Raw genomic sequence first — 22,642 nt, forward strand, 5'->3', positions numbered from 1 at the left:
GAACCGTTCGGCGGCGATCAGATCCCGAACGTCGCCCGGAGCATGTCTCGAGTCCCGGGGCCGAGTCCGACGGCGACGACGGTGATCAGCATCAGGATCGCAAAGCGCGGGTTCTCGTCGAAGATTTCCTCGTTGAAGATCCAGACGACGAAGACGGCGGCGGCGAGTTTGACGAACAGGAACGGCCAGGCCGCGCCCATGGTGTCGACGATCGCCGCGTTGACGGGGTGTTTCGGCGCGAGGTTACTCGCGTGGCCGAAAAACGTCGCGTAGTCGAGACCGATGACGTTCGCGACGCCGTCAACCGCGTGGGCCCAGATAACGACCGCGCCCATGAACCCGGTGCCCGCGTTGATCTCGGGAGCGAAGCGCTTGATCGCTTCCCACGTGAGCCACGTCGCGACCGTCGCCCCGACGAGCGTCGTCAACAGGAGCCACGGGTAGAAGGTCGCGTACTCCTGGGTCGCCGTGTAGCCGAGGAACGCGAGCGTGACCGCGAGCAATCCAGTTCCGATTCCCGCCAACGGGTACTCGTAGCCCGAAACGTAGTCGTTTCGGTCGAGCCAGACCGAGACGATAACGGCGATCGCCGCCAGTGCGGCGACGAGGAAGTAGATCAGCGGACTAATCAAGAATCCGGACCACGGGAGTTCGATCGCGAGCTCGCCCGTGTCGCGGTAGGCGGCGACGTTCGCGTCCTCGACGGTCCGCAGCGCACCCCCGAACAGCATGAACGGAAACAGCGCGTAAAAGCCCGCGCGGTAGCGCTGAATGTCGAGACGCCGGATCAAAAAGAGCAGCCCGATGGCTCCCAGGATCAGCGTCGGAATGTAGCCCGCGTAGGAGACGAACGTGTAGCCGGGTTCAGCGAACGGTCCGTCGTCGGGTCCGGCCTCGCTGATGTGGACCTGTTCCCCGTCGGCCCAGGCGATTCCGCTGCTCCAGCCGTGGGCGTCTGCAACGACCGGCCCCCAGTAGTACTGCCAGATGATGTCGACGTAGACCCGCTGGGGGAACAACAGGGCGGCGGCCGTCACGCCGACGGCCAGAAGAACGACGGTCGCGGCCCAGATACGGACGGCCCCGTACCGCTCGATATACTCGTCCATACCCGATATCCGGAACGGCGGCCGCTTAACGCTTTCCGATTTTCTGCAAGCGCTGATAGTCGAGTATCGAAGGGTGTCGGCCCGCTCGAGTCGCCCCCGTCTCCGCCGTCGTCACTCGAGTGCGGCGTCGATCTCCCGCGTCGCCGCCAGCACGTCCGCGTGAAGCGCGCCGTTCGAGGCGACCAGCCCCTCGCTGTCGTGGCGCCAGCGCTCGCCCTCGAGATCCGTCACGGTGCCGCCGGCCGCACGCACCATCGCGACGCCGGCGACCGTGTCCCACGGGTTCGCACGCAGGTTCGTCATCGTCCCCTCGAGGGCGCCCGCGGCGACCATCGCGAGCTCGAGTTGCGCACAGCCGAAGCGACGCATGTCGCCGAAGCGTTCGACGACGGCCCGACTCGCGGTCGCGTACTGATCGCGCTCGTCGTGGTCCCACCAGTAGGTCGGACAGACGGTGCCGGCCTCGGGATCGTCGACCTCGCTGACCGAGAGGGGCTCGCCGTTGCGAAACGCCCCCGTCGGGCCGACGCGGTAGGCGTCTCCCAGCGCCGGACAGACCGTCGCGGCCCCGATCGGCTCCCCGTCGCGGACCGCGGCGACGGCCGTTCCGAACGCTCGGATACCGTTGACGTAGTTGTTCGTCCCGTCGATCGGATCGACGATCCAGGCCGAGCCCGACTCGGGGACCGCCTTCAGCGCGTCCGCCTCCTCGCCGACGATCGGTTCGTCGGGGAAAGCCGCCTCGATCTCCTCGATCACCCGCCGCTGAGCGGCGCGGTCGATCTGCGTGACGACGTCCGTCTTGCCGTCCTTGTACTCGACCTCGAGATCGGTTCGGAAGGACGCCGCCGCCACGTCGGCGCCCGCACGGGCCGCGCTGGCGGCGACGCTCGCTCGTCGGGCGTCCGCGTCCGGTTCCGTCTCTGCATCCGCATCCGCGTCAGGGTCGGTCATGGGTGGAATCGGTCCGACACGGTGAAAAGCGGTTGCACTTCCAGCCGTCGAGTTCGTCTGCACTTCGCCGCTCACTCGAGCCCGTCGGGTCGCTGGTCCGGACGCTGATCCCGCTCATCGAAGAGCCGATATCGGCCGTATTGGGCCGCCTTCGACGAATGTTACACCCGCGAGGGAGGGGGACTGCCGTGTCTTCGCTGGCGGTGGTGTCGGTCGGGTAAACTGATGCCGAACGCGGGACGTGACGGATCCTACCGGGACAACCGGGTAGGAAACAAAGTCTCTTCCCCGTCGTCAGGAGTCACCGGTTCGGGAACGTGTTTTACCAGCCCTATTGAAGGTCGCGATGTCGAACCTATAAAGAAGACAGTAACGCGACGACGGTATCTCGGCGTCGCTGGTGGAGCCATCGCCGTCGGTCTCGCGGGATGTGCCGACGACGGCGACGGCGATGACGGTCTCGACGATATGGACGACGGTACCGACGACGGCCTCGAAGACGAGTAACGACACCGTCGGGCGGCTGTCGACTGCGATTTTTTCGGAACACGACTCGAGAGCGACAGCGTCATCGCTGACTCGAGCGGGGCGCCAGTACTCGACACCGCCTCTCTCGAGTGGTCAGGGACGAGAGACTGATCGTTCCGCTATCGATCGGGTGATTTCCGCAGAAGTTTTGCGAGGGCAAGACGCTCCGTCTTGCCGCACTTTGTGACAGTGCGAGGGGAGGGAATCGAACCCACGAACCCCTACGGGAGCGGATCTTGAGTCCGCCGCCGTTGACCGCTTGGCTACCCTCGCACGCAACAGCAACTTTCGCCCTCACGAGGTTAAATCGTCCGATTCGGGTTCGCGACTCGAGGCGGCGGCCGAACGCGACGGCGCCGGTCTGGAAACGCTTAGGGCCCTCCGTGCGGTAGCGAGAGCCGTGAGCGAGAATCGCGTCGTTCAGGGGCGGATGGTCACGGCAACGAAACTCGCGGAGCTCATCGAGGACGACTCCGTCATGGAAGTCGACTCGATCGAAGAAGCCGACAGAGCGTGTCCCGACTGCGGCGGCGACGTCCTCGAGGTGACGTACATGCCGTCGGTCACCGAACTGGTCACGGGCTGGAAGTGCCAGGACTGCGACTGGAAGGAGGCGGACCGGGACTGAGTCGCGAAAAAATACGATCTACTTCTTGTCCTAGACTCCCGAGAGGAGTTCGACGGATTCGAAAACCAGCCAGACGATGAGCACATAGTTCAGCAGCGTCGATCCGAAGGCGTAGAACGCGGCCCGTTCGAGCGGGTATCTGGCGATCCCGGCAGGAATCATGACGAAGCTGCCGAGGTAGGGAACCAGGTTCGTCACGACGATCCCGGCGCCGCTATACTGGCGGAACAGTCGGTTCGTTTTCGACAGTTGCGCGTCGGTGATCGAGACTCTGGGAATCGAGCGGATCGCGTCCGTGCCGTGACGCGAGGCCAGCTGGTAGATCAGCAACTGCCCGAAGACGTAGCCGATCGAGGCGACGACGATACTGAGCCAGATCGTCTCTCGAGAGGGCGACGTCGCGACGAGATAGCCCGGCAGGAAAAGCGACGTCGGGAGTGGCTTGCCGATGATCGCGCCCTTGAGCGCGAACAACACGAACAGCGCGGGCAGGTCGAACGTGACCAGGATCGAGAACCCGCCTTCGACGATCGACTCGATCACGGCGTCCGTTGTCCCTCCTGCGGGCGGACTCGAGCGTCGGTCAGTGGTATTCGATCACGCATGTGTGACGGTTCCGCGTCGGTGTGTCGACTGCACGGCGGTGGCTGTCGACGGTGGTATGCGATTCAGCGTAAAACGTGTGTGGGTTGTGCCGAGCGGTAATCGTCGCTTACGCCGAGGTGTTTCGACGGTTCCAGCGACAGCAATTGCGCGGCGAGATGGAGGGAGACGGCAGTCAGCAACCGATCGACGAATGACGAGATGGTTAAATGATGGGTATTTGCCACGTGAGACGGTCACCAGACCAACAGCTCGAGGGCGACGACGACCGCCGCGAGGAAGACGTGTTCGCCGTCGATGACGAAGCCGTAGTACAGGGGGCCGTACTCGGGCCTGGCGAACGGGATGTAGCACGCGACGTAGGCGTTCATCGCGAGCAGCGAACAGAACGCGAGCGGGAGGTCGGTCCCGAGGACGACGGCGACGACGGCGACGGCGATCGCGACGTTCGCGGCCTGTGCGTAGCGTCTGGTCGCGGCGACGCCGAGCGTGTTCGGGACGGTTGCGATCCCTTCCTGGCGGTCGCCTTCGATGTCTTTGACGTCGAAGACCACGGCCGCGACGGTGATCATCGCGGTGACGTAGCCCGTGATCGTCAGGATCTCGAGCGTCCAGAGCTGGTCGTAGTAGTAGCCGACGCCGAGGGGAATCGCGCCCCACGCGAGACCGACGAAGCCGTTCTTGAGGAGAAAGAGCTGCTTGATCCCGCCGACGGAGTAGAGAACGGCCACGACGAGCGGCAACAGGAGGTAGATCGCACCCGGGAGCCCCTGCGTGATCGCGATCGCGATCGCCCCCACGTAGAGTCCGACGCCGAGCGCCAGCAGGTACCGGCCGTAGCGCTTCGTAAACGACGCCCGGTCAGGTACGTTCGCCTCGTCCTCCTCGAGGTCGGTAAACCGGTTGACGGTGTAGACGAACAGCGTCGCCGCGAAGACGATAAACAGCGGCAGCGCCTCGAGCGGGAGATCGGCGAGGACGACCGTCGTGAGGACGACGCTCATCGTCGAAAGCGAGATGAAGAGATTGCTGTGGACCAGCAAGCGAAGGAACCGCTCGAGCGACGCGTACCACGAGTCGCCGTCTCCGATCGCCGTAGGGGTGGTCACGTCAGGCAGACCTCCGGCCCGGAACGAGCGCGAGGCGGTACTGACGCGTATCACACGAACTGAACAACTGGTGATCCCCCTTGCGTGCGTAGCGCTAGCGGGCCGTCGAAGTCAAGCGCTTCGGTCGTCGAGTACCGGCAACAACGTCCGAAACGTCCGTTCCGCCCCGATCGAGAAATCACGCAAACCTGGAATACTGACAGCGAATGCCACCCGAGTCCGAACGCGTGATCGGATTCTCCCCGTCGATAGGAGGTATTTCGTAAAATAGCGGCCCATGAGGAAACGTTATGGTTACGGAATCGCGGTGGGGTTGATACCCGTCGATAGATTCGGGTCGCGAGTGGAAACTAACAGGATTTAAGCAAGGGCGGAACGCCCGTTCGAATGGCCATGAAACTACACGAGTATCAGGCGAAGCAGGTCTTCGCCGACGCCGGCGTTCCGACGCCGGCCTCGGAACTCGCCTCCGACGTCGACGGCGCGGTCGCCGCGGCGGAGGAGATCGGGTATCCAGTCGCGATCAAGGCACAGGTACAGGTCGGCGGCCGAGGGAAAGCCGGCGGCATCAAACTCGTCGACGACGAAGACGAGGCTCGCGAGGCGGCCGACGAGATTCTGGGGATGGATCTCAAGGGCTACCACGTCGACCGCGTGCTCGTCGAGGAGGCCGTCGACTTCTCCGACGAACTCTACGTCGGGATCACGATGGACCGCGGCGAGGGCAAGCCTGTCGCGATGGTCTCGACGAAAGGCGGCGTCAACATCGAGGAGGTCGCCGAGGAGGACCCCGACGCGATCGCCCGCGAACACATCGACCCCGCCTTCGGCATGCACCCCTATCAGGCTCGCAAGGCCGTCTACGACGCCGGCGTCGATCAGTCCGTCGCGCGCGACGTCTCGAGCGTTCTCACCACGCTCTACCAGCTCTGGGACGACCGCGACGGCTCCGACGCAGAGATCAACCCGCTGATGGTCACCAGCGACGACGAGGTCATCGCGGCCGACGCCGTGATGAACATCGACGAGGACGCCCTGTTCCGCCAGCCCGAGTTAGCGGAAATGGAAGAGGAAGCGGCCGGCGGCGACGAACTCGAGCAGAAGGCAGACGAGTACGACTTCGACTACGTCCGCCTCGAGGGGAACACGGGGATCATCGGCAACGGCGCCGGTCTCGTGATGACGACGCTCGACCTCGTCGACCACTACGGCGGCGAGCCCGCGAACTTCCTCGACGTCGGTGGCGGCGCGAAGGCCGACCGAATCGCGAACGCGCTCGATATGGTCTTCTCCGACGACAACGTCGATTCGGTCGTCTTCAACATCTTCGGCGGGATCACCCGCGGCGACGAGGTCGCCAAGGGGATCAACGAAGCGCTCGAGCAGTTCGACGAGATTCCGAAGCCGGTCGTCGTCCGCCTCGCGGGGACGAACTGGGAGGAAGGTATGGAGATTCTAAACGAGGACCTCGTGACGGTCGAGCAGACCCTCGAGGACGCGGTCCAGCGTGCAGTCGAGTACGCTGAGGAGGTGAACGAATAATGAGCGTTCTAGTCGACGACGACACGCGCGTCGTGGTACAGGGCATCACGGGCGGGGAAGGTAAGTTCCACGCCCAGCAGATGATGGAGTACGGCACCAACGTGGTCGCCGGCGCCGTCCCCGGCAAGGGCGGCCAGGAGGTCGAGGGCGTTCCCGTCTACGACACGGTCCACGAGGCCGTCGAGGAAGAGAACGCCGACACGTCGGTCATCTTCGTCCCGCCGGCCTTTGCCGGCGACGCCATCTTCGAATCGCTCGACTCCGATCTCGACCTCGCGGTCGCGATCACGGAGGGGATCCCGACCCAGGACATGGCGCGGGTCAACAAGCGCCTCTCCGAGACCGACACGCGACTCATCGGTCCGAACTGTCCGGGTCTCATCACGCCCGGCGAGGCCAAACTCGGCATTCTCCCCGGCAACATCTTCTCCGAGGGGAACGTCGGCCTCGTCTCGCGCTCGGGTACCCTGACCTACCAGGTCGTCGACAACCTGACCAACCGCGGCATCGGTCAGACCACCGCGATCGGTATCGGCGGCGATCCGATCATCGGCACCGACTTCGTCGACGCCCTCGAGCTGTTCGAGAACGACGACGACACCGACGCCATCGTCATGTGCGGTGAGATCGGCGGCGAGGACGAGGAGGAGGCCGCCGCGTTCATCGACGAGCACGTCGACACGCCCGTCGCTGGCTTCATCGCCGGCCGTACCGCCCCGCCGGGCAAGCGCATGGGCCACGCCGGTGCGATCGTCTCCGGCTCCGGCACCGGGACCGCAGAGAGCAAGATCAACGCCCTCAACGACGCGGGTGTCCCCGTCGGCGACACGCCCGAAGAGGTCGCCGACCACATCGAAGAGTTCCTCGGCTAAGTCACGACTCGGAACTCGTTTTTGCGGTTCTCGGCGCAAAATGCGGCGTCCGCGCCGCGTTCGTTCGCGTTGTCCCGATAGCGTGCGGTCGGGCCTGGCCGCGTTCGTCGGCAGCAGTCGCCGGCAGTAATTCGATGGCGCGTCGCCGACCAGTCTGTGATATGTCGGTGCACATCGTCTGTGACGACTGCGGAGCCAGCCACACGATCCCCGATCGTCCCGACGCCGACGGAGGTGGGACTGGCTGTCCCGAGTGTGGCGGCCGCTCGTTTACCGTCCGGCGAAACGGCCTCGCGTGGCACCCCGAGCGCGAGCGGTGACGGCCTCGAGACGCGGTAGTGAGGGGAAGTACACCCCGAGACGCAGCGGTACGGAGAGCGCCGATCTCGAGAAATAACGGAAAACGTCGATGAACAGGGCCAAAATCGGCCGACGGCGCTCAGAACAGGCCGCCGAGCTTCGATCGAAGCCAACCGAGCAGACCGGACGAGGAGTCGTCTTCGACCGTCGCCGGTACGTCCGAGCCCTCCACGGGTGCCAGTGAGGTTTCGTCGGTGTCCTCGGATGGGTCCGCAGTGTCGTCGGCGGTGTCGTCAGCCGAGGCCTCGGTGTCCTCGTCGGCGCCAGTGTCGCTCGAGTCGGGCGTCCCGAAGTCGTCGCCGAAGAGTTCGGTTGGCGATTCCGCCGCCTCCGATTCGGCGTTCGACGGTCGGTCGGTCGCGTCCGCCGCCTCCGACTCGGCGTCCGCCTCGAGGGCGGCACTGGCGTCGGTGGCAGCGTCCGTCTCGTGATCAGTATCGTCAGCTTCGCCATCCTCAGGGTCCGATTCGAGCGTATCGGACGCTGTTTCGTCGACCGTGCCATCGTCGGTATCGATCCAGAGGAACTCCTGGTCCTGCGTTCGGTCGGTCAACAGGAGGTTCTCGAGGGCCCCTTCGTCGACGAGGGTATCGTCGACCGGATCGGACGCGGGCTCGTCAGCACTGGCGATGATGTCCTCGGGCGTCTCGTCGGCGAGGACGTCGTCGACGGCGTCGACGTCGTCGGTGTCGGCAACCGTCTCCTGGAGCTGTCCGAAGACCGCCGCGGCGGTCTGATCTTCGACCGCGTCGCTCGCCGAATCGGCCGGTTCGGTCGGGTCCGCCGCGTTCCCATCCCGCTGTGTCGACCCCTGCTCGGCCGCCTCTTCGGCCAGTTCCCCGAAGAGTTCGTCGACCCCACCGACGTCCGGGCCACCGTCGCCCGAATTTGCGTTCAGCGTGCTATCAGTCATGAACTTGTTCTCTGAACATACATTATCGCATGACTTTAAATTTTGGAATTTTTTCACGCGGAAGGGGCCGGGCCAATACCACATGAGTGTGACGGCCATCGTCGGTGAATTCATCGCTTCGAATCGATGAATGTACGATTCCGAGGCGGTGGAGCAGACGAGTCGGAAAAACACGAAATTATCGGCTATCGACGACGGCGCTCGAGCGGTAATTCGTTCCTTCTCGACGGTAAATTGGCTGCTGATAGCCGTACCGGGGCGACGACCGATCGTCGCAAAAGACGTGACCATCCACAACCATTATATTCTCGTAAACTGCTGCTAGAATCGTGGTTTACGAGACGAACAACGAGACGGTCGACGACGCGCTCGAGCGGGTGCTCGCCGGCGAGCGACTCGATCGAACCGACGGGCTCGCGCTGATGGCGCAGCCAGTCGAGGCGCTGGCGGACGCCGGTGCGGTCGTTCGCGATCGCTTCGGCGACGGCACGGTCGACGCCTGCTCGATCGTCAACGCGAAGGCGGGCAACTGCGCCGAGGACTGTGGCTTCTGTGCCCAGTCGGTCCACTTCGATACCGGCATCGACACCTACGGCTTCCTCGGCCCCGAGAAGGTCCTCGAGGCCGCAAAGCGAGCCGAACGAGACGGCGCCCAGCGCTTTGGCATCGTCGTCGCCGAGAAGGGCGTCTCGAAGGACCGTCGTCCGGAGGAGTGGAACGAGGTGATCGAGGCGATCCGCCTCGTCCGCGAGGAGTGCGACCTCGAGGTCGACGCCTCGCTCGGCATTCTGACCGAGGAGGAGGCCGCGATCCTCGCCGACGAGGGGATCAACCACTACAATCACAACATCGAAACCTCCCCGCGATACTTCCCCGAGATCGTCAACACCCACAGCTTCGAGGACCGCGTGAAGACCCTCGAAGTGGCCAAGGAGGCCGGGATGGATCTCTGTGCCGGCGTCATCCTCGGGATGGGCGAGACGCCGACCGACCGGGTCGACGCCGCCATCGCGCTGCAGGACATCGGCATCTCCTCGCTCCCGGTGAACGTCTTGAACCCCGTCGAGGGAACGCCGCTGTACGACCGGGGCGCCGACATCACGACCGAGGAGATCGTCAAGACGGTCGCCGTCTACAAACTGCTCCACCCCGAGTCGCGAGTGCGACTCACCGGCGGCCGCGAGGCGAATCTGGAACCTGACGAACAGCACCTGCCCCTCGAGGCCGGCGCGGACGGCATTCTCACCGGCGACTACCTCACGACGGAGGGCCAGTCGCCCGGCGAGGACATCGAGATCATCGAGCGCGCGGGCCTCGAGCCGAATCGGGAGACAAACGAGTTCGATCCCGAGCAGGTCAAGACTCGACACGACGCGTCGACGGAGTCCGCGACCGACGCGGAGACGGCGGCGAGCACTGGTGCGGAACCGAGCGACGACTGACACGCAGCGATTCAGCGGAACGCGACTACATCGACAACAATGGACGAAATCACGTTTGCGGTACTCGGAACCGGCGGTATCGGCCGACGAGCACTCGAGGTCAGCCAGCACAAAGACCACCTGACGCCGGTCGCGGCCTGCGATCGTCACGGCACCGCGATCGATTTCGACGGGTTCGACGTCGACGAACTGCTCGCGGCGACCGAGGGCAACATCGACAGCGAGCCGCGAGACGACGGGGTCGCAACCGACGGCGGCACGGGCGCCACGCCAGCCGACGGCGAGGGTGGCGTCAAGCAACACGGTGAGGATAGGGGCGTCGTGGCCTCCGAACAGGCCCGATCCAGCGCGGATCCGATCCAGGATATCATCGACCACGGTGACGGCATCGACGCCGTCTTGCTCGCGCTCCCGAACTACGAGCACGATTTCATCCCGCGGACCGCAGACCGGTTCGTCGAGGGCGGCTACTCGGGCGTCATGATCGACGTGCTCAAACGCTCGCGCGTGATCGACATGTTGGACGACCGAAGCGACGCGTTCGAGGACGCCGGCATCACGTTCGTCTGCGGCGCCGGCGCGACGCCCGGCCTCCTGACCGGCGCGGCCGCTCTCGCCGCCCAGTCGTTCGTCGAGGTGGAGTCCGTCGACATCTGGTGGGGCGTCGGCCTCAAGTCGGGCTACGAGGACAACCGCGGCACCGTCCGCGAAGACATCGCCCACCTCCCTGAGTACGACATCGAGACGGCCCGCGACCTCTCCGAGGCGGAGATCGAAGCGATAATCGACGACCACGACGGCGTCATCGAGTTCGAAGACATGGAACACGCCGACGACGTCCTCCTCGAGCGTGCGGGGATCTGTGCCGCCGAAGACGTCTCTGTCGGCGGCATCTTAGACGTCCACAGCGACGAGAAACCGACGACCACGACGGTCAGCGTGACGGGACGGACGTTCGACGGCGAGACGGCGACGAACACGTTCCAGTTGGGCGACGAAACGAGCATGGAAGCCAACGTCAACGGACCGGCGCTCGGCTACCTGCGCGCCGGCGTCCGCCGGAACCGCGCCGGCGAGTACGGCGTCGTCGGCCCCGCGGAACTGATGCCGGGGTTCTGAGTCACAGCCGTGAGCCGTCTCCGCCCCTCGTTCGTCTCCGATCGAGCCGAGCGGCCGCCATCGAGACCCATCGTCGAGGCCGGTCCGCCGAATCAGAATCGTGAGAGTGAAACCACGTCGATGACTCCGTACAGTCGAATGGACGATCGCGGGTTCGACCTCGAGGGTCGGCTACACGACCTCGAGGATGCCGATCTGAAACGGACGCTGTCGCCCGTCGACCGGGTCGCCGAGCGAGGCTACTTCGCGGAGCCCTCGGGCGGCGAACTGCCGGTTCTCGACTCGACGGAAGCGCTGGTGTTCGCCTCGAACAACTACCTGGGGCTGACGAACGACCAGCGGATCGAGGACGCCGCCAGACAGGCCGCCGCGACGGTCGGAACGGGCGCGGGTGCGAGTCGACTCGTCACCGGTGACACGATGGTCCACCAGGACCTAGAGCGCCAGCTCGCCGAGACGAAAGGTACCGAACGCGCCCTCGCGTTCTCGTCGGGCTACGCCGCGAACGTCGGCACGATCACGGCGCTCGATCCCGACGTGATCTTCTCCGACGAGTACAACCACGCGAGCATCATCGACGGCTGTCGACTGACCGACGCCGAGACGATCGTTTACGACCACTGCGACGCGACGAGCTTGCGGACGAAACTCGAGCGTCGAGCCGCGTTCGACGACGCGAACGAGGAGTCGTGGCTGATCGTCACCGACTCCGTCTTCAGCATGGACGGAACCGTCGCCCCGATGGCGGACATCTGCGACGCCGCGGAGGCGTTCGGCGCCTGGGTGATGGCCGACGAGGCCCACGCGACCGGCCTCTACGCCGACGGCGGCGGCGTCGTGCAGGCCGAGGGACTCGGCGACCGCGTCGATATCCAGATGGGAACGCTCTCGAAGGCGCTCGCGAGCCAGGGCGGCTACGTCGCCGGCAGCTCGGATCTGATCGAGTGCCTGCTGAACGACGCCCGGCCGTTCGTCTTCTCGACTGGTCTCGCGCCGCCGGCCGCCGCCGCCGCGAGCGAGGCGCTCCACGTCGCCCGCCACACCGACGTCCGCGAACGGCTCTGGGAGAACGTCGCTCACCTCCGTGACGGCCTCGAGTCGATGGGCTTTACGGTTCTCGGCGACTCGCAGATCCTTCCCGTCCTCGTCGGCGACCGCGAGGACGCGCTGGCACTCGCCGACGAACTGCAGGACCGCGGCGTCATCGCGCCCGCGATCCGGCCCCCGACGGTTCCCGAACGCACGAGTCGCATCCGGATCGTCCCGATCGCCTCCCACGAACAGGGAGACATCGTGAAGTGTCTCGAGGCGTTCCGGGGCGCCGGCGAGGAGATCGGATTGCTATGACCGGCGTCGAGACCGAGTCCGAGCAGGACCTCTCCGGGGCGACGCTGGAACGGCCGATCGCGGTCGTCGGCACCGACACCGACGTCGGCAAGACCGTCGTTACGGCGGGGATCACGCGCGGGCTGCGACGGGCCGGTGCCGACGCGCGGGCGATCAAGCCCGCACAGACCGGCCACCCGCCGGACGACGACGCCAGCTTCGTCGCCGACGCCTGCGGCGACGCCGACGCGGCGACCTGTCCGCGATACCTCGAGCCCGCACTCGCCCCGCGCGTCGCGGCCGAGGAGGCGGGAGCGCAACTCGCCTACGACGACGTGCTGACGGCCTGCGAGGAGGCTATCGCCGAGACGCCGGTGCCGATCGTCGAGGGAATCGGCGGCCTTCGCGTCCCGCTGGCCGGCGACCGCGAGGTGATCGACCTCGTCGCCGACCTCGAGGCGACCGCCGTCGTCGTCACGCGCTCGGGACTGGGGACGCTCAACCACAGCGCACTCTCGGTCGACGCCCTCGAGCACCGCGGCGTCGACGTCGCGGGCGTCGTCTGCAACGAGTACGCGGGCGCGACGGTCGCCGAGCGGACGAACCCCGACGAACTCGAGCGGATGACCGGTCACGTCGTGGAGACGATCCCGCCGCTTTCGGGCGAGTCGCCGGCGGCGATGGCTGCGGGCGTCGTCGACGCGCTTCCGACGAGGTTTTTCGAAACGCTCGTCGACGACGACCGATAGCGGCGCTGTTTCTGTCGACGATTCCCCGACGGCCGGCCCGACCGTCGCTCGGCGTCGTCACTGAGTTGGTCAATCTACGGCGACAGAACCCTCGTCCCGATCCCGACCCGTCGCGCTCAGTCGGCGGACGGCATCGGCCGCGCCTCGTCCGGCCCCTGCGACTCGCCGCTGACCGACGTTTCGACGTCCTCGCGCGACTCGAGGAGCGTCGTGACGAGCTCCGACTTCCGGTGCGTGACCTCGAGGTGGACCCGAAGGTCGGTTCGGTCGGCGAACGTCTCGGTACAGCAGGGACAGGCGTGTCGGTCGTTCACGTGTCGGTCACCGGTAATCACTGTCGACGGTCAGCGACGTAATAGTGTCGAACGGACAATAGTTTGATTGGTCTGGCAGCGAGACCGTTCCGGTAGACCGGGTCGCCAGCCTAGAGAAAGTCGCTCAGGCCCGACTGGTCGTCGTCCGATTCGGCGTCGTCGGGATCGGCGCTCGAGTCGGCCGGTTCGGATTCCGAATCCGTCGCCTCGTCACCGCCGCCGGCGGTTGCGAGCGTCTCCTGGCCGTCGGCGTCGGCACTCGAGTCGGCCGATCCAGTGGCTGCATCGGCGTCGTCGGTGTCAGTCCCGCCGCTCGAGTCGTCGGCCTCGAAGAAGGCCGAGCCGGAGTGTTCGACGACCGCCTCGGCGCGGCGCTCTTCGGCGTCTTCGACGATCGACTGGACCTTATTCGTGTCCTTTCCGCTGCCGGTGACGAAGGAGACCTCGTTTTCGTCGAGGTCGTAGACGGCGGCCATGCGGACGGTCAGATCGCGGTTTGTGCAGTGGTGGGTCATCGCCGAGAGGAACGGCAGGATCTCGCGGCGAGCGGTGCCGACGCTCGTCCCCTCGCGTTCGGCGATCCGTTCGGCGATGGCGTCTCGGGTCTTTCGGGTTCCCTTGGTTCGGCCGAGTTTCGACCAGTAGCTCGGCGGGCCGTAGCGGGTCCACCCGCCTTTCGGTTCGCGTCTCGAGGACGCGACGCCGGCGGTCATGTTGTCGGTCGCGTACCGCCAGTAGGAGTAGTTCTGCGTGGCGCGGACGCGGCCGAGCCAGCGGTCGGCGTTCGCGAGGAACTCGTAGGCGTCGGCCAGTTCGGCGCCACGGTAATCCTTCGGGACGTTGTCCTCGATCCAGTTTAACATCTCGTCGGGGTTCTCGTCGACGTCGTAGGACGCCCGCAGCGCACCTTCGGCGTCTTCCTCCTTGATGACCGTATCGAGGAAGTCGAAGATCCCCTCCGTCGTGTCTCGCTGGCTCGTGACCACGTCGTCGACGGTCAGCCGGTCTGTGTCCTCCGCGACCGCCTGCAGGTCGTTGACCGCCGAGCGCAGGTCGCCGCTCGTGTCCGCGGCGATCTTCTCTAAGGCGTCCTCCTCGAACTCGATCCCTTCGCGCCGGCAGATATCCCGGAGGACGGGCACGATCGAGCGCTTCGAGACGTCGCGAAACTCGATCGTCTCACAGGCGTTGCGCAGCGACTGGCTCATGTCGTAGAACTCGTTTGCGACGAGCACGATCGGCTGGTTGGCGTCTTTGACGACGCGCGTGACCTCGGCCGAACCGCCGTAGTCGGCGTTGCCGTGGAAGTTGTCCGCCTCGTCGAGGATCACCAGTCGACGGCCCGCCTCGCCGCCGGTGAGCGTCCCGCTTTTTGCGGCCTCGCCGGCGACGCGTTCGATCACGTCGGCCCCGCGGCTGTCGCTGGCGTTGAGTTCCATCACGGGCCACCCCATGTCGCTGGCCAGCGCGTGGGCCGCGGAGGTCTTTCCCACGCCCGGACTCCCGTGGACGATCACCGCGTCCCGATGGTCGTCCCACGTCTTGGCCCACTGCTCGAGGTTGTCCCGGGCCTTGTTGTTTCCGCGTACCTCCGAGAGCGTCGTCGGACGGTACGTCTCGGTCCAGTCACTCATTGCGAGATGGTTGGTGCGAGTCGCGTTTAGTGGTTGCGGACGCTACTCTTCGGTGACCGTCTTCAGGTCGAGACGAGGCGTAACGTCCTCGTACGTGTCATCGCTCGAGACGATGGTAGCACCATTCGATTCGACGAGGTGAAGCGCGTCGAACGGTGTGAACCCGTAGTCTTCCACGTACGTCGCCGCCGTAACGACAGCCTCCGCGTCACCGCGTACCTCGACGAGGGTGGCGGCGTTCGAGACGACGCGTTCGGTATCACGTTCCTCGCGATAGGCGACCAGTAGGAGTTCGATAAGCGTGAACTGTGACGTCCACAACTCGTCTCGGTGTTCTCTGTATACCGACTCGGCGGCCTCTCCGAGCCAGTCGTCGTCGTTAATCAGTGCGAGGAGAAAATCAGTTTCCGCATACATCTATCGTCCGGCCTCGTCGAGCGCCGCAGTACGCGCTTCTTCACGGAGTTCGTTGGCCGACTTCTCGACATCCGCGAACTCGTCCCTGAGTGCCTCGAGCGGAGCGTCGGCGACCGGAACCAGTTTGATCCCGTCGGGAAGCTGAACGACGTGATATCGATCGCCGTATCGCTCTCGGACGTCCGCTGGAAGCGCGAGACGACCGGTTTCGTTCACCTCGACCGCCGTCGTACTGTCCTGTTTCCGGAACGAAACCACGTGTGTTACCCCGGATCGATCCGTTCCGATATCGTATCGACGATCGAGAGCGAGGCCGTCCGAGTCCGGCGAGCGTTCGCGCGAACACGATGGTCTCCGGATCTAACCATCACACCCCTCCTTGAAGCGACTGGCTCGAGTACGGTACCTGATGGCGACTCCGATCGACCTCGTCGATCGATCACTGGGCGATGAGACGCGCCGCGAGTTCGCGCAACGGGTCGACGAGCAGGCCCTGCAGATAACCGATGCCCTCCGGGCGGGCCGATTCGAGAGCCCCGGGTTCGCCCTCGGTCTCGAGCTCGAGGCCTACGCCGTCGACGAGGAGGGGCGGCTCGCTCGAGTCCCGGATCGGGTCTTCGACGAGGACTGCGAGCGGGAGCTGGGACTGCACAACCTCGAGTTCAACACGGCGCCGACGGCGTTCGACGAGGCGGGGATCGAGGCGCAGGCGTCACAGCTCGGACGACGATACCGGCGCGCACGGGAAGCCGCCGCGGACACGGGCCTCGAGATCGTCCTCGACGGGATGTGGACGACGCCGCCGCCCGAGGGAACGCAGTCGTATCTCGGGACGACCGCCGAGCGCGAGGGCGCGACGCTCGCGGAGAACATGACGCCGTCACCGCGGTACTACGCGATCGACAATCACGTACTGAGCCGGACGGACGGCGAGATTTCGCTCTCGGTGCCGGGCGTCGACCGCTCGTTTCCGACGCTGCTGTTCGAGTCGCTCACGAGTTCGATCCAGCCCCACCTGCAACTCCCCGACGTCGATGCCTTTCCCCGCTACTATAATCTCGCCGTGCGGACGCTCGGGCCGGTGCTCGCGCTGGCGACGAACTCGCCGTTCCTGCCGCCGGACCTGTACGATCTCGAGGAAAGTGAGTTCGACGACCCCCTGGAACTCCTCGAGGCCACGCCCCACGAACTCCGGATCCCGGTCTTCGAGCAGTCGATCAACCGGGCGTGGGAGAAGGTCCGCGTCCCGCGGGACCTCGCGGACGCGACCGACGCCGTCGACCGCCTCGTCGCCGACCCGACGTGTGCGCCGTTTCTCCGCGAGTGGGTCGTCGGAGACGAGGACGGGAACGGACGCGACGCGTTCCCGGGACGGTTCTGGGAACTCGACCACAAGCGCGGCACCTACTGGCGGTGGCTCCGCACCGTCATCGGCGGCCAGCCCGTCGGAACGGGCGACCGCTGGTCGGTCCGCCTCGAGTATCGGCCGCTCCCGACCCAGCCGACGGTCGACGAGAGCGTCGGCTTCCAGTGTCTGGTCGCGGGCCTCCTCCGCGGGCTCGTCGTCACCGATCATCCGCTGGCCGACCTCGAGCGCGACGCCGCCGAACGGAGCTTCTACGCCGTCGTGGAGAACGGTCTCGAGGCGGACCTCGCGTGGCTCACCGTCGACGGCGAGCGGACGAGCGATCCAACGGCGATCTACGACGAACTGTTCGAACTCGCCCGACGCGGGCTCCGCGAGCAGGGCGTCGGCGACGAGACGATCGACGAGTATCTCGCGCCGCTCGAGGCTCGCCGACGCGAGGGAACGACGCCAAGTCGCTGGAAACGACGGCGCGTTCGCGAGCACCTCGAGGTCGGGATGGAGTTCGCGGACGCCGTTCGAGAGATGCAACGAGAGTACGTCGGGCGGTCGGGACGCGGCGAGCCCCTCACGCGATGGTCTTGACTCGCAGTCGTCCGCTGGGCCCGTCCGCGCCAAACGGTCGAAGTCCCGATAATTCGTGCGAAGCGGTGCGGACGTGCCGGACGTGCAGCCGGTTCGCCGATCTTCGGAGAGAGGTGACGCTCGTCGTTGCGTGTCTCTCTACGGGCGGTGAGAGTCGATATTGTCAATCATACGCAATCAGGGACAGGTCAGATAGGATTTGATGAAAGTAATCGGATGTAACAGTTTGTAAACACTTTGATATGGGACGACTGCGATGGGACGGGTATGGAACGTCGAACGTTCATTACAACGGCGGGAACCGGAATCGGCATCGGCGTCGGGGTCGCGGGCTGTCTCGACGACGGTTCCGGTGACGGCGCGGGTCCGGGCGAGGGCGACGACGGCGAGACCGTGGACCTCGAGGACGGCGACGAGGGAGACGCCGACGCATCCGATACTGAGACCGAGACCGACGCTGACGGCGATACCGATGGCAACGGTGAGGCCGACAGCGACGGGACCGACGACGCCGACGGCGACGACGGTGACGATGAACGCGACGCCGACGACGATAGCGAGACGACGCCCGCGACGTTCGAGGTCGCCTCGCTGTCGACGACCTCCCCGGTCGACGGCGGCGACACCCTCGAGGTGTCGGCGACGATCGAGAACGTCGGCGACGAGACGGGGACGACCGACGTCGTGCTGGTCGTCGGCCACGAACCCCAGACCGAGGATAGTCAGGATCTCACGCTCGAGGCGGGCGAGTCGGCGGATATCACCCTCGAGTTTCGGACCGGCGAGCCGGCTTCGGGAAGCGAGTCGTTCCCCGTCACCGTCGAGACGGGCGCGGACGAGGCGAGCGAGACGGTTACCGTCGGAGCGGACGACAACGGCGACGAGAACGGCGACACCGAGACCGGCGTCTCGTTCGACTCCTGTAGCCGCGCGACCGTTTCCGGACCCTTCGACGACGGAGACGTCGCCTACGCGAGCACGGGATTCTACGACTCCGCAGGCTACGGAAATACCCTGATCGAAGACGGCGTCACGATCGGCGAGGACGTCGACGCGCCGCTCGACGGACCCATCGTCTTCGAGATCGGCGACGACGGCGGCGTCTCAGAGAGCGGCGACGAGGTCGTCGTCACGATCCCGGATTACGGCGACTACGGCACGGTCATCACCGGACTGACGACCGACGAGGACGATTACGTGATGGCCGGCGTTACACACGAAAATCCCCACGCCGACGACTGCCTCGCGGAACTCGAGGCGGAGTGGGAGGCCGACGAGGGAAATGAAAACGGCGGCGAGGACGAAGCGGGAAATGACGACGGCGGCAGCGAGCCCACTCCGGCGACGTTCGAGGTGGCCTCGCTGTCGACGACCTCCCCGGTCGGCGGCGGCGACACCCTCGAGGTGTCGGCGACGATCGAGAACGTCGGCGACGAGACGGGAACGACCGACATCGAACTGATCATCGGCCACAGTCCACAGACCGAAGACAGCCAGGACCTCACCCTCGAGGCGGGTGAAACGGCGACGATCACGCTCGAGTTCCGGGCTGGCGACCCGGCAGGTGGGAGAGAGTCGTTCCCCGCTCGAGTCGATACCGGAGCCGATTCGGCGTCCGAAACGGTCACGGTCGAGTAGCGATCTCACGCCACGCTTTTCTCGGGTAGCTTCGACCGTGAGCGAACGGCGCGACTAACTGCCTCGAGACCGAATCGAGCCCATGCACGTCGCGATCGTCACCGTCGGTGACGAGTTACTGGCCGGATCGACGACGAACACGAACGCCTCGTGGCTGGCGTCACGGATCACCGAGCGCGGAAGCAGCGTCGAACGCGTTCTGACGATCCCCGACGACCGCGCGTTGATCGCCGATACCGTCTCGGAGTGGCACGAAACGTTCGACGCCGTCATCGTCACGGGCGGCATCGGCGGCACGCCCGACGACGTGAGCGTCGAGGGCGTCGCCGACGGCCTGGACCGCGACCTGATCGTCCACGAGGGAATTCGCGAGGGACTGCTCGAGAAGGCCGCCGCGTTTCGCGACGAGAACCCCGAACTGCTCGACGAGTACGACCTCGAGATCGACCTCGACGCGACGGCGGCGATTCCGGCGGGGGCGACGCCGATCGTCACCGACGAGAGCTGGGCGCCGGGCTGCGTCGCGGAGAACGTCTACGTCTTCGCCGGAATCCCCGACGAAATGCGGGCGATGTTCGACCGCGTCGCCGACGAGTTCCGCGGGGACGCCGTCACGCGAACGATCTACACCCCCGCTCCGGAGGGATCGCTCCACACCGCCCTCGAGGGCGTCACCGACGCGTTCGACGTCAGCGTCGGGAGCTACCCGCGGAGCGAACGCCGACCTGGTCGAATTCGTGTCCGCGGAACGGACGTGGACGCCGTCGCCGACGCGATCGCGTGGCTCGAGGAGCGAGTCGAGACGACCGAACCGCCGGAGACGAGTCAACGCTAGCGATACAGGGAGAGATAGAGCATCCCGAAGCCGACGATGAACGGAATCGTCTCGACGACGTAAAACACCGTCAACGGCTCGGAGAGCTGCGACGTGATCGTTGTGAAGCCGACGCCCATGCTCAGGAAGGCGAAGCCGATGAACGCGGACTCGAGGCGCTTCGACGGCCGCTGACGGTAGGATTGGAAGCTGATGAGCGTCAGGCCGAGCGAGAGGGCGAAGACGGCCATCTGCATCACCATGAGCAGAATGTCGACGAGTTCGGTCACGGACGACACCTCCGACGAACGCAAACGAGTGGCTGACGGCTCTCGTCGGCGCGTCGACGCTCGGAACGGGCTCCCGTCGATCTGCACTCGAGATCCGGACTCATGTTCCCGCGTTACCTCGCACCCAGTTCGTCCCAGAGCTGCGTGAATCGGTCGGGAAGATTCTCTTCGCGGAAGATTCGAACGTCGTACTCGTCGTCCTCGAGGGAGATGACGGTGCTGTTGAAGTTACACGTGTACTCCTTGTAGTGGTTCCCGTCGTCGGCGACCAGCGTCCGCGTCTTGATGAGGTCGTTCCCTTCGAGCACCTCGAGGCGGCGATAGATAGTCGGTTGAGAGAGATCGAGTCGCTCCGCGAGCTCCTTTGCCGATCCTGGCTCGCGGCTGATCGACGCGAGGACGGTACGGGCGTGTTCGTCCCCGATCGTGTTGAGAATCTCCTCGATGGAGGATTCGTCGTCCATACACGATTCAATTGGAAGGTCATCGCTAAAGGTTTTCCGTGTACTGGTGAAATAGTTTTTAATTGATACATAGCGAACACGAATTCGTCGCCGAGATGGACGGTTGTACCGAGCACGCGGGAACGGACCCGGATACGCACCGGTGCTCGCGGGTGACTTCAGTTTCTGAAAATACCTATTTATACGTCTTCTCGAACGACGAAGCCAGTGATGGCGATATATCAGTGGTGGATGTAATGGAGACGTATGGCAACGACTAATGGCGTATCAAACGGGATGACCGAACAGTGTGACGTCTGTGATACCGAGACGCTCCACGAGGTGTCGATTCAGCTCGTTACCGAGGGTGGCGACGAAGATACCGCGCAGTTTTCCCGCGAACCGTACCGCGTTCGAGAGTGCATCCGCTGCGGTCATCGCGACAGCAAGCGAATGAACAACGCGTGAACGAGGCGACAGCGGTCCGACGGATTGGTTTTGATTGCTAATTCTCACTCGTCGTCGGCTCGCTCGGTCTCGAGAAGTCGGTACGCGACGGTACCCAGGCTGGCGACGACGAGAACGAGTTGTTCGCCCGTTTCGGCCACCGGGAACGTCCGCTCGGCGCCCGACGACGACTCTCCTGGGGTCGGGTTGAACCCGGTCGAGTAGTACGTCTCCTCCGTCGAGCCGCGCACCGTCGACTCGTCGAGCGTCCCGCTGGCGGCGTCGAACTCGACGAACGTCTGGACGATTCCGCGCTCGGTCGAAAGGACCAGCTTTCCGGAGAGGTCGTAAAACTGGTCGTGTAGCGGCCAGAGGATGTTCACGCCGCTGTAGAAGGCGTCCAGCAGGATGTGGGCGAACAGAACCGTGACCAGCGTCACCCAGGCGACGCGATAGCCGTACGGTCCCCAGCGCTCGAGGACGAACGACGTCTCGCGGCGTGTGACGTCCCAGTAGAGGATGACGGCAGGGATGAGAACGATCCAGATGTTGTGAAACAGCGCCCGATGGGCACCGGGGAAAACGAGGCCGACCAGCGTATCGAGGTCGATGCTCGCGGACGCAACCATCACGATGGCGATCGCCCGACCGTCGAACCGCTCACCCAGTAGCGCCGTCCCGAGTAGTCCGGCGAAGGCGACGTGTACGAGAACAGATGGCATGATTGGGGGTGACACAGTACCGGTATTCAGTAATCGCGTCATTTGTCTGGCACGGCCAGCGTACCGACGGGCTACAGTTCACGTACCGTCTCCTTTCACACCCGATGGCTCGTCGAAGCTATCACGAACTCGAGATAGCGTTTCCGGGCCCGATCGACCGACTCGTGTTGTCCGTTACGATTCTGTCTCGAGAGCTAAATCGAAACCCGGTGCCTGGACGTCCATTGCTGCGGTCTGTGGCGTTTTCGCTCGAGGGGAGTTCGTTACCACTGGTAAGTTCTTTCCACACTCATACAATATGTTATGGGGAATAGTGTGGAATAATTCTCTCATAAGTTATGAGAATCTACCGTAGCAAATACGGATTAGAGATCGATCCAGTATCACCCAGGTATGAGAAACGCTTATATGCCTATTTCCCATACTATAGAATAGATTATGACTGGATATTACGACATTGTTCTCGGCCTCATCCCAGTCGCACTGCTCGGAATCACCGCTGCGCTTTCGGTCGTCGGACTGTCGTTGACGGCTGCGATTCCCGTCGGCGCGTTCGTCGCGATGGCGATTATCGGCCACGCGATGTTCGTCAACGCGCCCGCAGACTCCGCGGAGGAACCCCGTTCCTCGAGTCCGCCGATGAACGCCGACTAACTCCAGTCACACACCTCTCTCCGTCTCGTCTGCCGCCTCCCTGCGTTTTATCCCCGCTCGCGTT

General features: G+C 65.0%; 26 protein-coding genes and 1 tRNA gene. 13 read left to right on the top strand and 14 right to left on the bottom strand.

The window, feature by feature from the left end; genetic code table 11:
• Nucleotides 1–17: 17 nt before the first annotated feature.
• The 4 genes from C493_RS07850 to C493_RS07865 form a co-directional block, all read right to left on the bottom strand.
• Entirely contained in the window at nt 18–1,109 is a 1,092-nt protein-coding gene (locus C493_RS07850; protein ID WP_007258896.1) for a DUF63 family protein, read from the bottom strand.
• Between the two features lie 111 nt (nt 1,110–1,220).
• Nucleotides 1,221–2,063 (bottom strand): inositol monophosphatase family protein, encoded by an 843-nt coding sequence (locus C493_RS07855; protein ID WP_007258897.1) that lies wholly within the window; start codon nt 2,061–2,063, stop codon nt 1,221–1,223.
• A gap of 294 nt (nt 2,064–2,357) precedes the next feature.
• Nucleotides 2,358–2,576 carry a hypothetical protein gene (locus tag C493_RS07860; protein ID WP_007258898.1) on the bottom strand — a complete coding sequence of 73 codons (219 nt, stop codon included), beginning with the start codon at nt 2,574–2,576 and terminating at the stop codon, nt 2,358–2,360.
• A gap of 205 nt (nt 2,577–2,781) precedes the next feature.
• Nucleotides 2,782–2,864: transfer RNA gene (locus C493_RS07865), tRNA-Leu, on the bottom strand.
• Nucleotides 2,865–2,991: 127 nt separating this feature from the next.
• On the opposite strand from C493_RS07865, the gene C493_RS07870 reads away from it, so the two are divergent.
• Nucleotides 2,992–3,219: a DUF5795 family protein gene (locus tag C493_RS07870; protein ID WP_007258899.1), complete on the top strand. Its 228-nt coding sequence runs from the start codon at nt 2,992–2,994 to the stop codon at nt 3,217–3,219.
• 30 nt (nt 3,220–3,249) lie between these two features.
• Here the strand turns inward: C493_RS07870 and C493_RS07875 are convergent, their stop codons facing one another.
• Nucleotides 3,250–3,762 carry a DedA family protein gene (locus C493_RS07875; RefSeq protein WP_007258900.1) on the bottom strand — a complete coding sequence of 171 codons (513 nt, stop codon included), beginning with the start codon at nt 3,760–3,762 and terminating at the stop codon, nt 3,250–3,252.
• A 296-nt stretch (nt 3,763–4,058) separates the two neighbouring features.
• Nucleotides 4,059–4,931, bottom strand: coding sequence for a UbiA family prenyltransferase (locus C493_RS07880; protein WP_007258901.1), 873 nt, complete (start codon nt 4,929–4,931; stop codon nt 4,059–4,061).
• Nucleotides 4,932–5,324: 393 nt separating this feature from the next.
• On the opposite strand from C493_RS07880, the gene sucC reads away from it, so the two are divergent.
• From sucC to C493_RS23375, 3 genes are all read left to right on the top strand, one after another.
• Nucleotides 5,325–6,473, top strand: coding sequence for an ADP-forming succinate--CoA ligase subunit beta (gene sucC / locus C493_RS07885; protein WP_007258902.1), 1,149 nt, complete (start codon nt 5,325–5,327; stop codon nt 6,471–6,473).
• Complete coding sequence (sucD, locus tag C493_RS07890; RefSeq protein ID WP_007258903.1) at nt 6,473–7,345, top strand: succinate--CoA ligase subunit alpha; 873 nt, start codon at nt 6,473–6,475, stop codon at nt 7,343–7,345. The genes sucC and sucD overlap by 1 nt, the downstream gene beginning before the upstream one ends.
• A 161-nt stretch (nt 7,346–7,506) precedes the next feature.
• Nucleotides 7,507–7,665: a hypothetical protein gene (locus tag C493_RS23375; protein WP_007258904.1), complete on the top strand. Its 159-nt coding sequence runs from the start codon at nt 7,507–7,509 to the stop codon at nt 7,663–7,665.
• Nucleotides 7,666–7,784: 119 nt separating this feature from the next.
• On the opposite strand, the gene C493_RS07895 is transcribed toward C493_RS23375, so the two are convergent.
• Complete coding sequence (locus C493_RS07895) at nt 7,785–8,618, bottom strand: hypothetical protein (protein WP_007258905.1); 834 nt, start codon at nt 8,616–8,618, stop codon at nt 7,785–7,787.
• A gap of 329 nt (nt 8,619–8,947) precedes the next feature.
• Here C493_RS07895 and bioB point away from each other — a divergent pair, with 329 nt between their 5' ends.
• The 4 genes from bioB to bioD all read left to right on the top strand — a co-directional run bounded on the left by bioB (nt 8,948) and on the right by bioD (nt 13,254).
• Nucleotides 8,948–10,060 (top strand): biotin synthase BioB, encoded by a 1,113-nt coding sequence (gene bioB, locus C493_RS07900; protein ID WP_007258906.1) that lies wholly within the window; start codon nt 8,948–8,950, stop codon nt 10,058–10,060.
• A 39-nt stretch (nt 10,061–10,099) separates the two neighbouring features.
• A complete protein-coding gene (locus tag C493_RS07905) occupies nt 10,100–11,179 on the top strand; it encodes a hypothetical protein (protein WP_007258907.1) in 1,080 nt (359 codons plus the stop codon).
• Between the two features lie 138 nt (nt 11,180–11,317).
• Nucleotides 11,318–12,526 (top strand): aminotransferase class I/II-fold pyridoxal phosphate-dependent enzyme, encoded by a 1,209-nt coding sequence (locus tag C493_RS07910; RefSeq protein WP_007258908.1) that lies wholly within the window; start codon nt 11,318–11,320, stop codon nt 12,524–12,526.
• Nucleotides 12,523–13,254, top strand: a complete 732-nt coding sequence (bioD, locus tag C493_RS07915; protein ID WP_007258909.1) for a dethiobiotin synthase — start codon at nt 12,523–12,525, stop codon at nt 13,252–13,254. Before C493_RS07910 ends, bioD begins: the two co-directional genes overlap by 4 nt.
• Before the next feature lie 116 nt (nt 13,255–13,370).
• On the opposite strand, the gene C493_RS07920 is transcribed toward bioD, so the two are convergent.
• The 4 genes from C493_RS07920 to C493_RS07935 form a co-directional block, all read right to left on the bottom strand.
• Nucleotides 13,371–13,568, bottom strand: coding sequence for a hypothetical protein (locus C493_RS07920; RefSeq protein ID WP_049889248.1), 198 nt, complete (start codon nt 13,566–13,568; stop codon nt 13,371–13,373).
• Between the two features lie 110 nt (nt 13,569–13,678).
• Nucleotides 13,679–15,202, bottom strand: a complete 1,524-nt coding sequence (locus tag C493_RS07925) for a replication factor C large subunit (RefSeq protein ID WP_007258911.1) — start codon at nt 15,200–15,202, stop codon at nt 13,679–13,681.
• A 42-nt stretch (nt 15,203–15,244) separates the two neighbouring features.
• Nucleotides 15,245–15,619, bottom strand: a complete 375-nt coding sequence (locus tag C493_RS07930) for a PIN domain-containing protein (protein WP_007258912.1) — start codon at nt 15,617–15,619, stop codon at nt 15,245–15,247.
• Nucleotides 15,620–15,877, bottom strand: coding sequence for an AbrB/MazE/SpoVT family DNA-binding domain-containing protein (locus C493_RS07935; protein WP_007258913.1), 258 nt, complete (start codon nt 15,875–15,877; stop codon nt 15,620–15,622).
• A 151-nt stretch (nt 15,878–16,028) separates the two neighbouring features.
• Between C493_RS07935 and C493_RS07940 the strand changes: the two genes are divergently transcribed.
• The 3 genes from C493_RS07940 to C493_RS07950 all read left to right on the top strand — a co-directional run bounded on the left by C493_RS07940 (nt 16,029) and on the right by C493_RS07950 (nt 20,043).
• On the top strand, nt 16,029–17,570 hold the full coding sequence (locus tag C493_RS07940; protein ID WP_007258914.1) for a hypothetical protein: 1,542 nt from the start codon (nt 16,029–16,031) through the stop codon (nt 17,568–17,570).
• A gap of 267 nt (nt 17,571–17,837) precedes the next feature.
• Entirely contained in the window at nt 17,838–19,208 is a 1,371-nt protein-coding gene (locus C493_RS07945) for a hypothetical protein (protein ID WP_007258915.1), read from the top strand.
• Nucleotides 19,209–19,290: 82 nt separating this feature from the next.
• Nucleotides 19,291–20,043, top strand: a complete 753-nt coding sequence (locus C493_RS07950; RefSeq protein WP_007258916.1) for a competence/damage-inducible protein A — start codon at nt 19,291–19,293, stop codon at nt 20,041–20,043.
• Here the strand turns inward: C493_RS07950 and C493_RS07955 are convergent.
• Together C493_RS07955 and C493_RS07960 are read right to left on the bottom strand one after the other, a co-directional pair.
• On the bottom strand, nt 20,040–20,285 hold the full coding sequence (locus C493_RS07955; RefSeq protein ID WP_049889249.1) for a DUF7521 family protein: 246 nt from the start codon (nt 20,283–20,285) through the stop codon (nt 20,040–20,042). The genes C493_RS07950 and C493_RS07955 overlap by 4 nt on opposite strands.
• Before the next feature lie 140 nt (nt 20,286–20,425).
• The gene (locus C493_RS07960) at nt 20,426–20,776 is read right to left on the bottom strand and encodes an ArsR/SmtB family transcription factor (protein ID WP_007258918.1); all 351 of its coding nucleotides are present in this window, start codon (nt 20,774–20,776) and stop codon (nt 20,426–20,428) included.
• Between the two features lie 246 nt (nt 20,777–21,022).
• On the opposite strand from C493_RS07960, the gene C493_RS07965 reads away from it, so the two are divergent.
• Nucleotides 21,023–21,223: a DUF7835 family putative zinc beta-ribbon protein gene (locus C493_RS07965; RefSeq protein ID WP_007258919.1), complete on the top strand. Its 201-nt coding sequence runs from the start codon at nt 21,023–21,025 to the stop codon at nt 21,221–21,223.
• 44 nt (nt 21,224–21,267) lie between these two features.
• On the opposite strand, the gene C493_RS07970 is transcribed toward C493_RS07965, so the two are convergent.
• Entirely contained in the window at nt 21,268–21,924 is a 657-nt protein-coding gene (locus C493_RS07970) for a metal-dependent hydrolase (protein WP_007258920.1), read from the bottom strand.
• Between the two features lie 438 nt (nt 21,925–22,362).
• Here C493_RS07970 and C493_RS07975 point away from each other — a divergent pair, with 438 nt between their 5' ends.
• On the top strand, nt 22,363–22,578 hold the full coding sequence (locus C493_RS07975; RefSeq protein WP_007258921.1) for a hypothetical protein: 216 nt from the start codon (nt 22,363–22,365) through the stop codon (nt 22,576–22,578).
• Nucleotides 22,579–22,642 lie beyond the last annotated feature (64 nt).

Source organism: Natronolimnohabitans innermongolicus JCM 12255 (genome assembly GCF_000337215.1).
Lineage (GTDB): Archaea > Halobacteriota > Halobacteria > Halobacteriales > Natrialbaceae > Natronolimnohabitans > Natronolimnohabitans innermongolicus.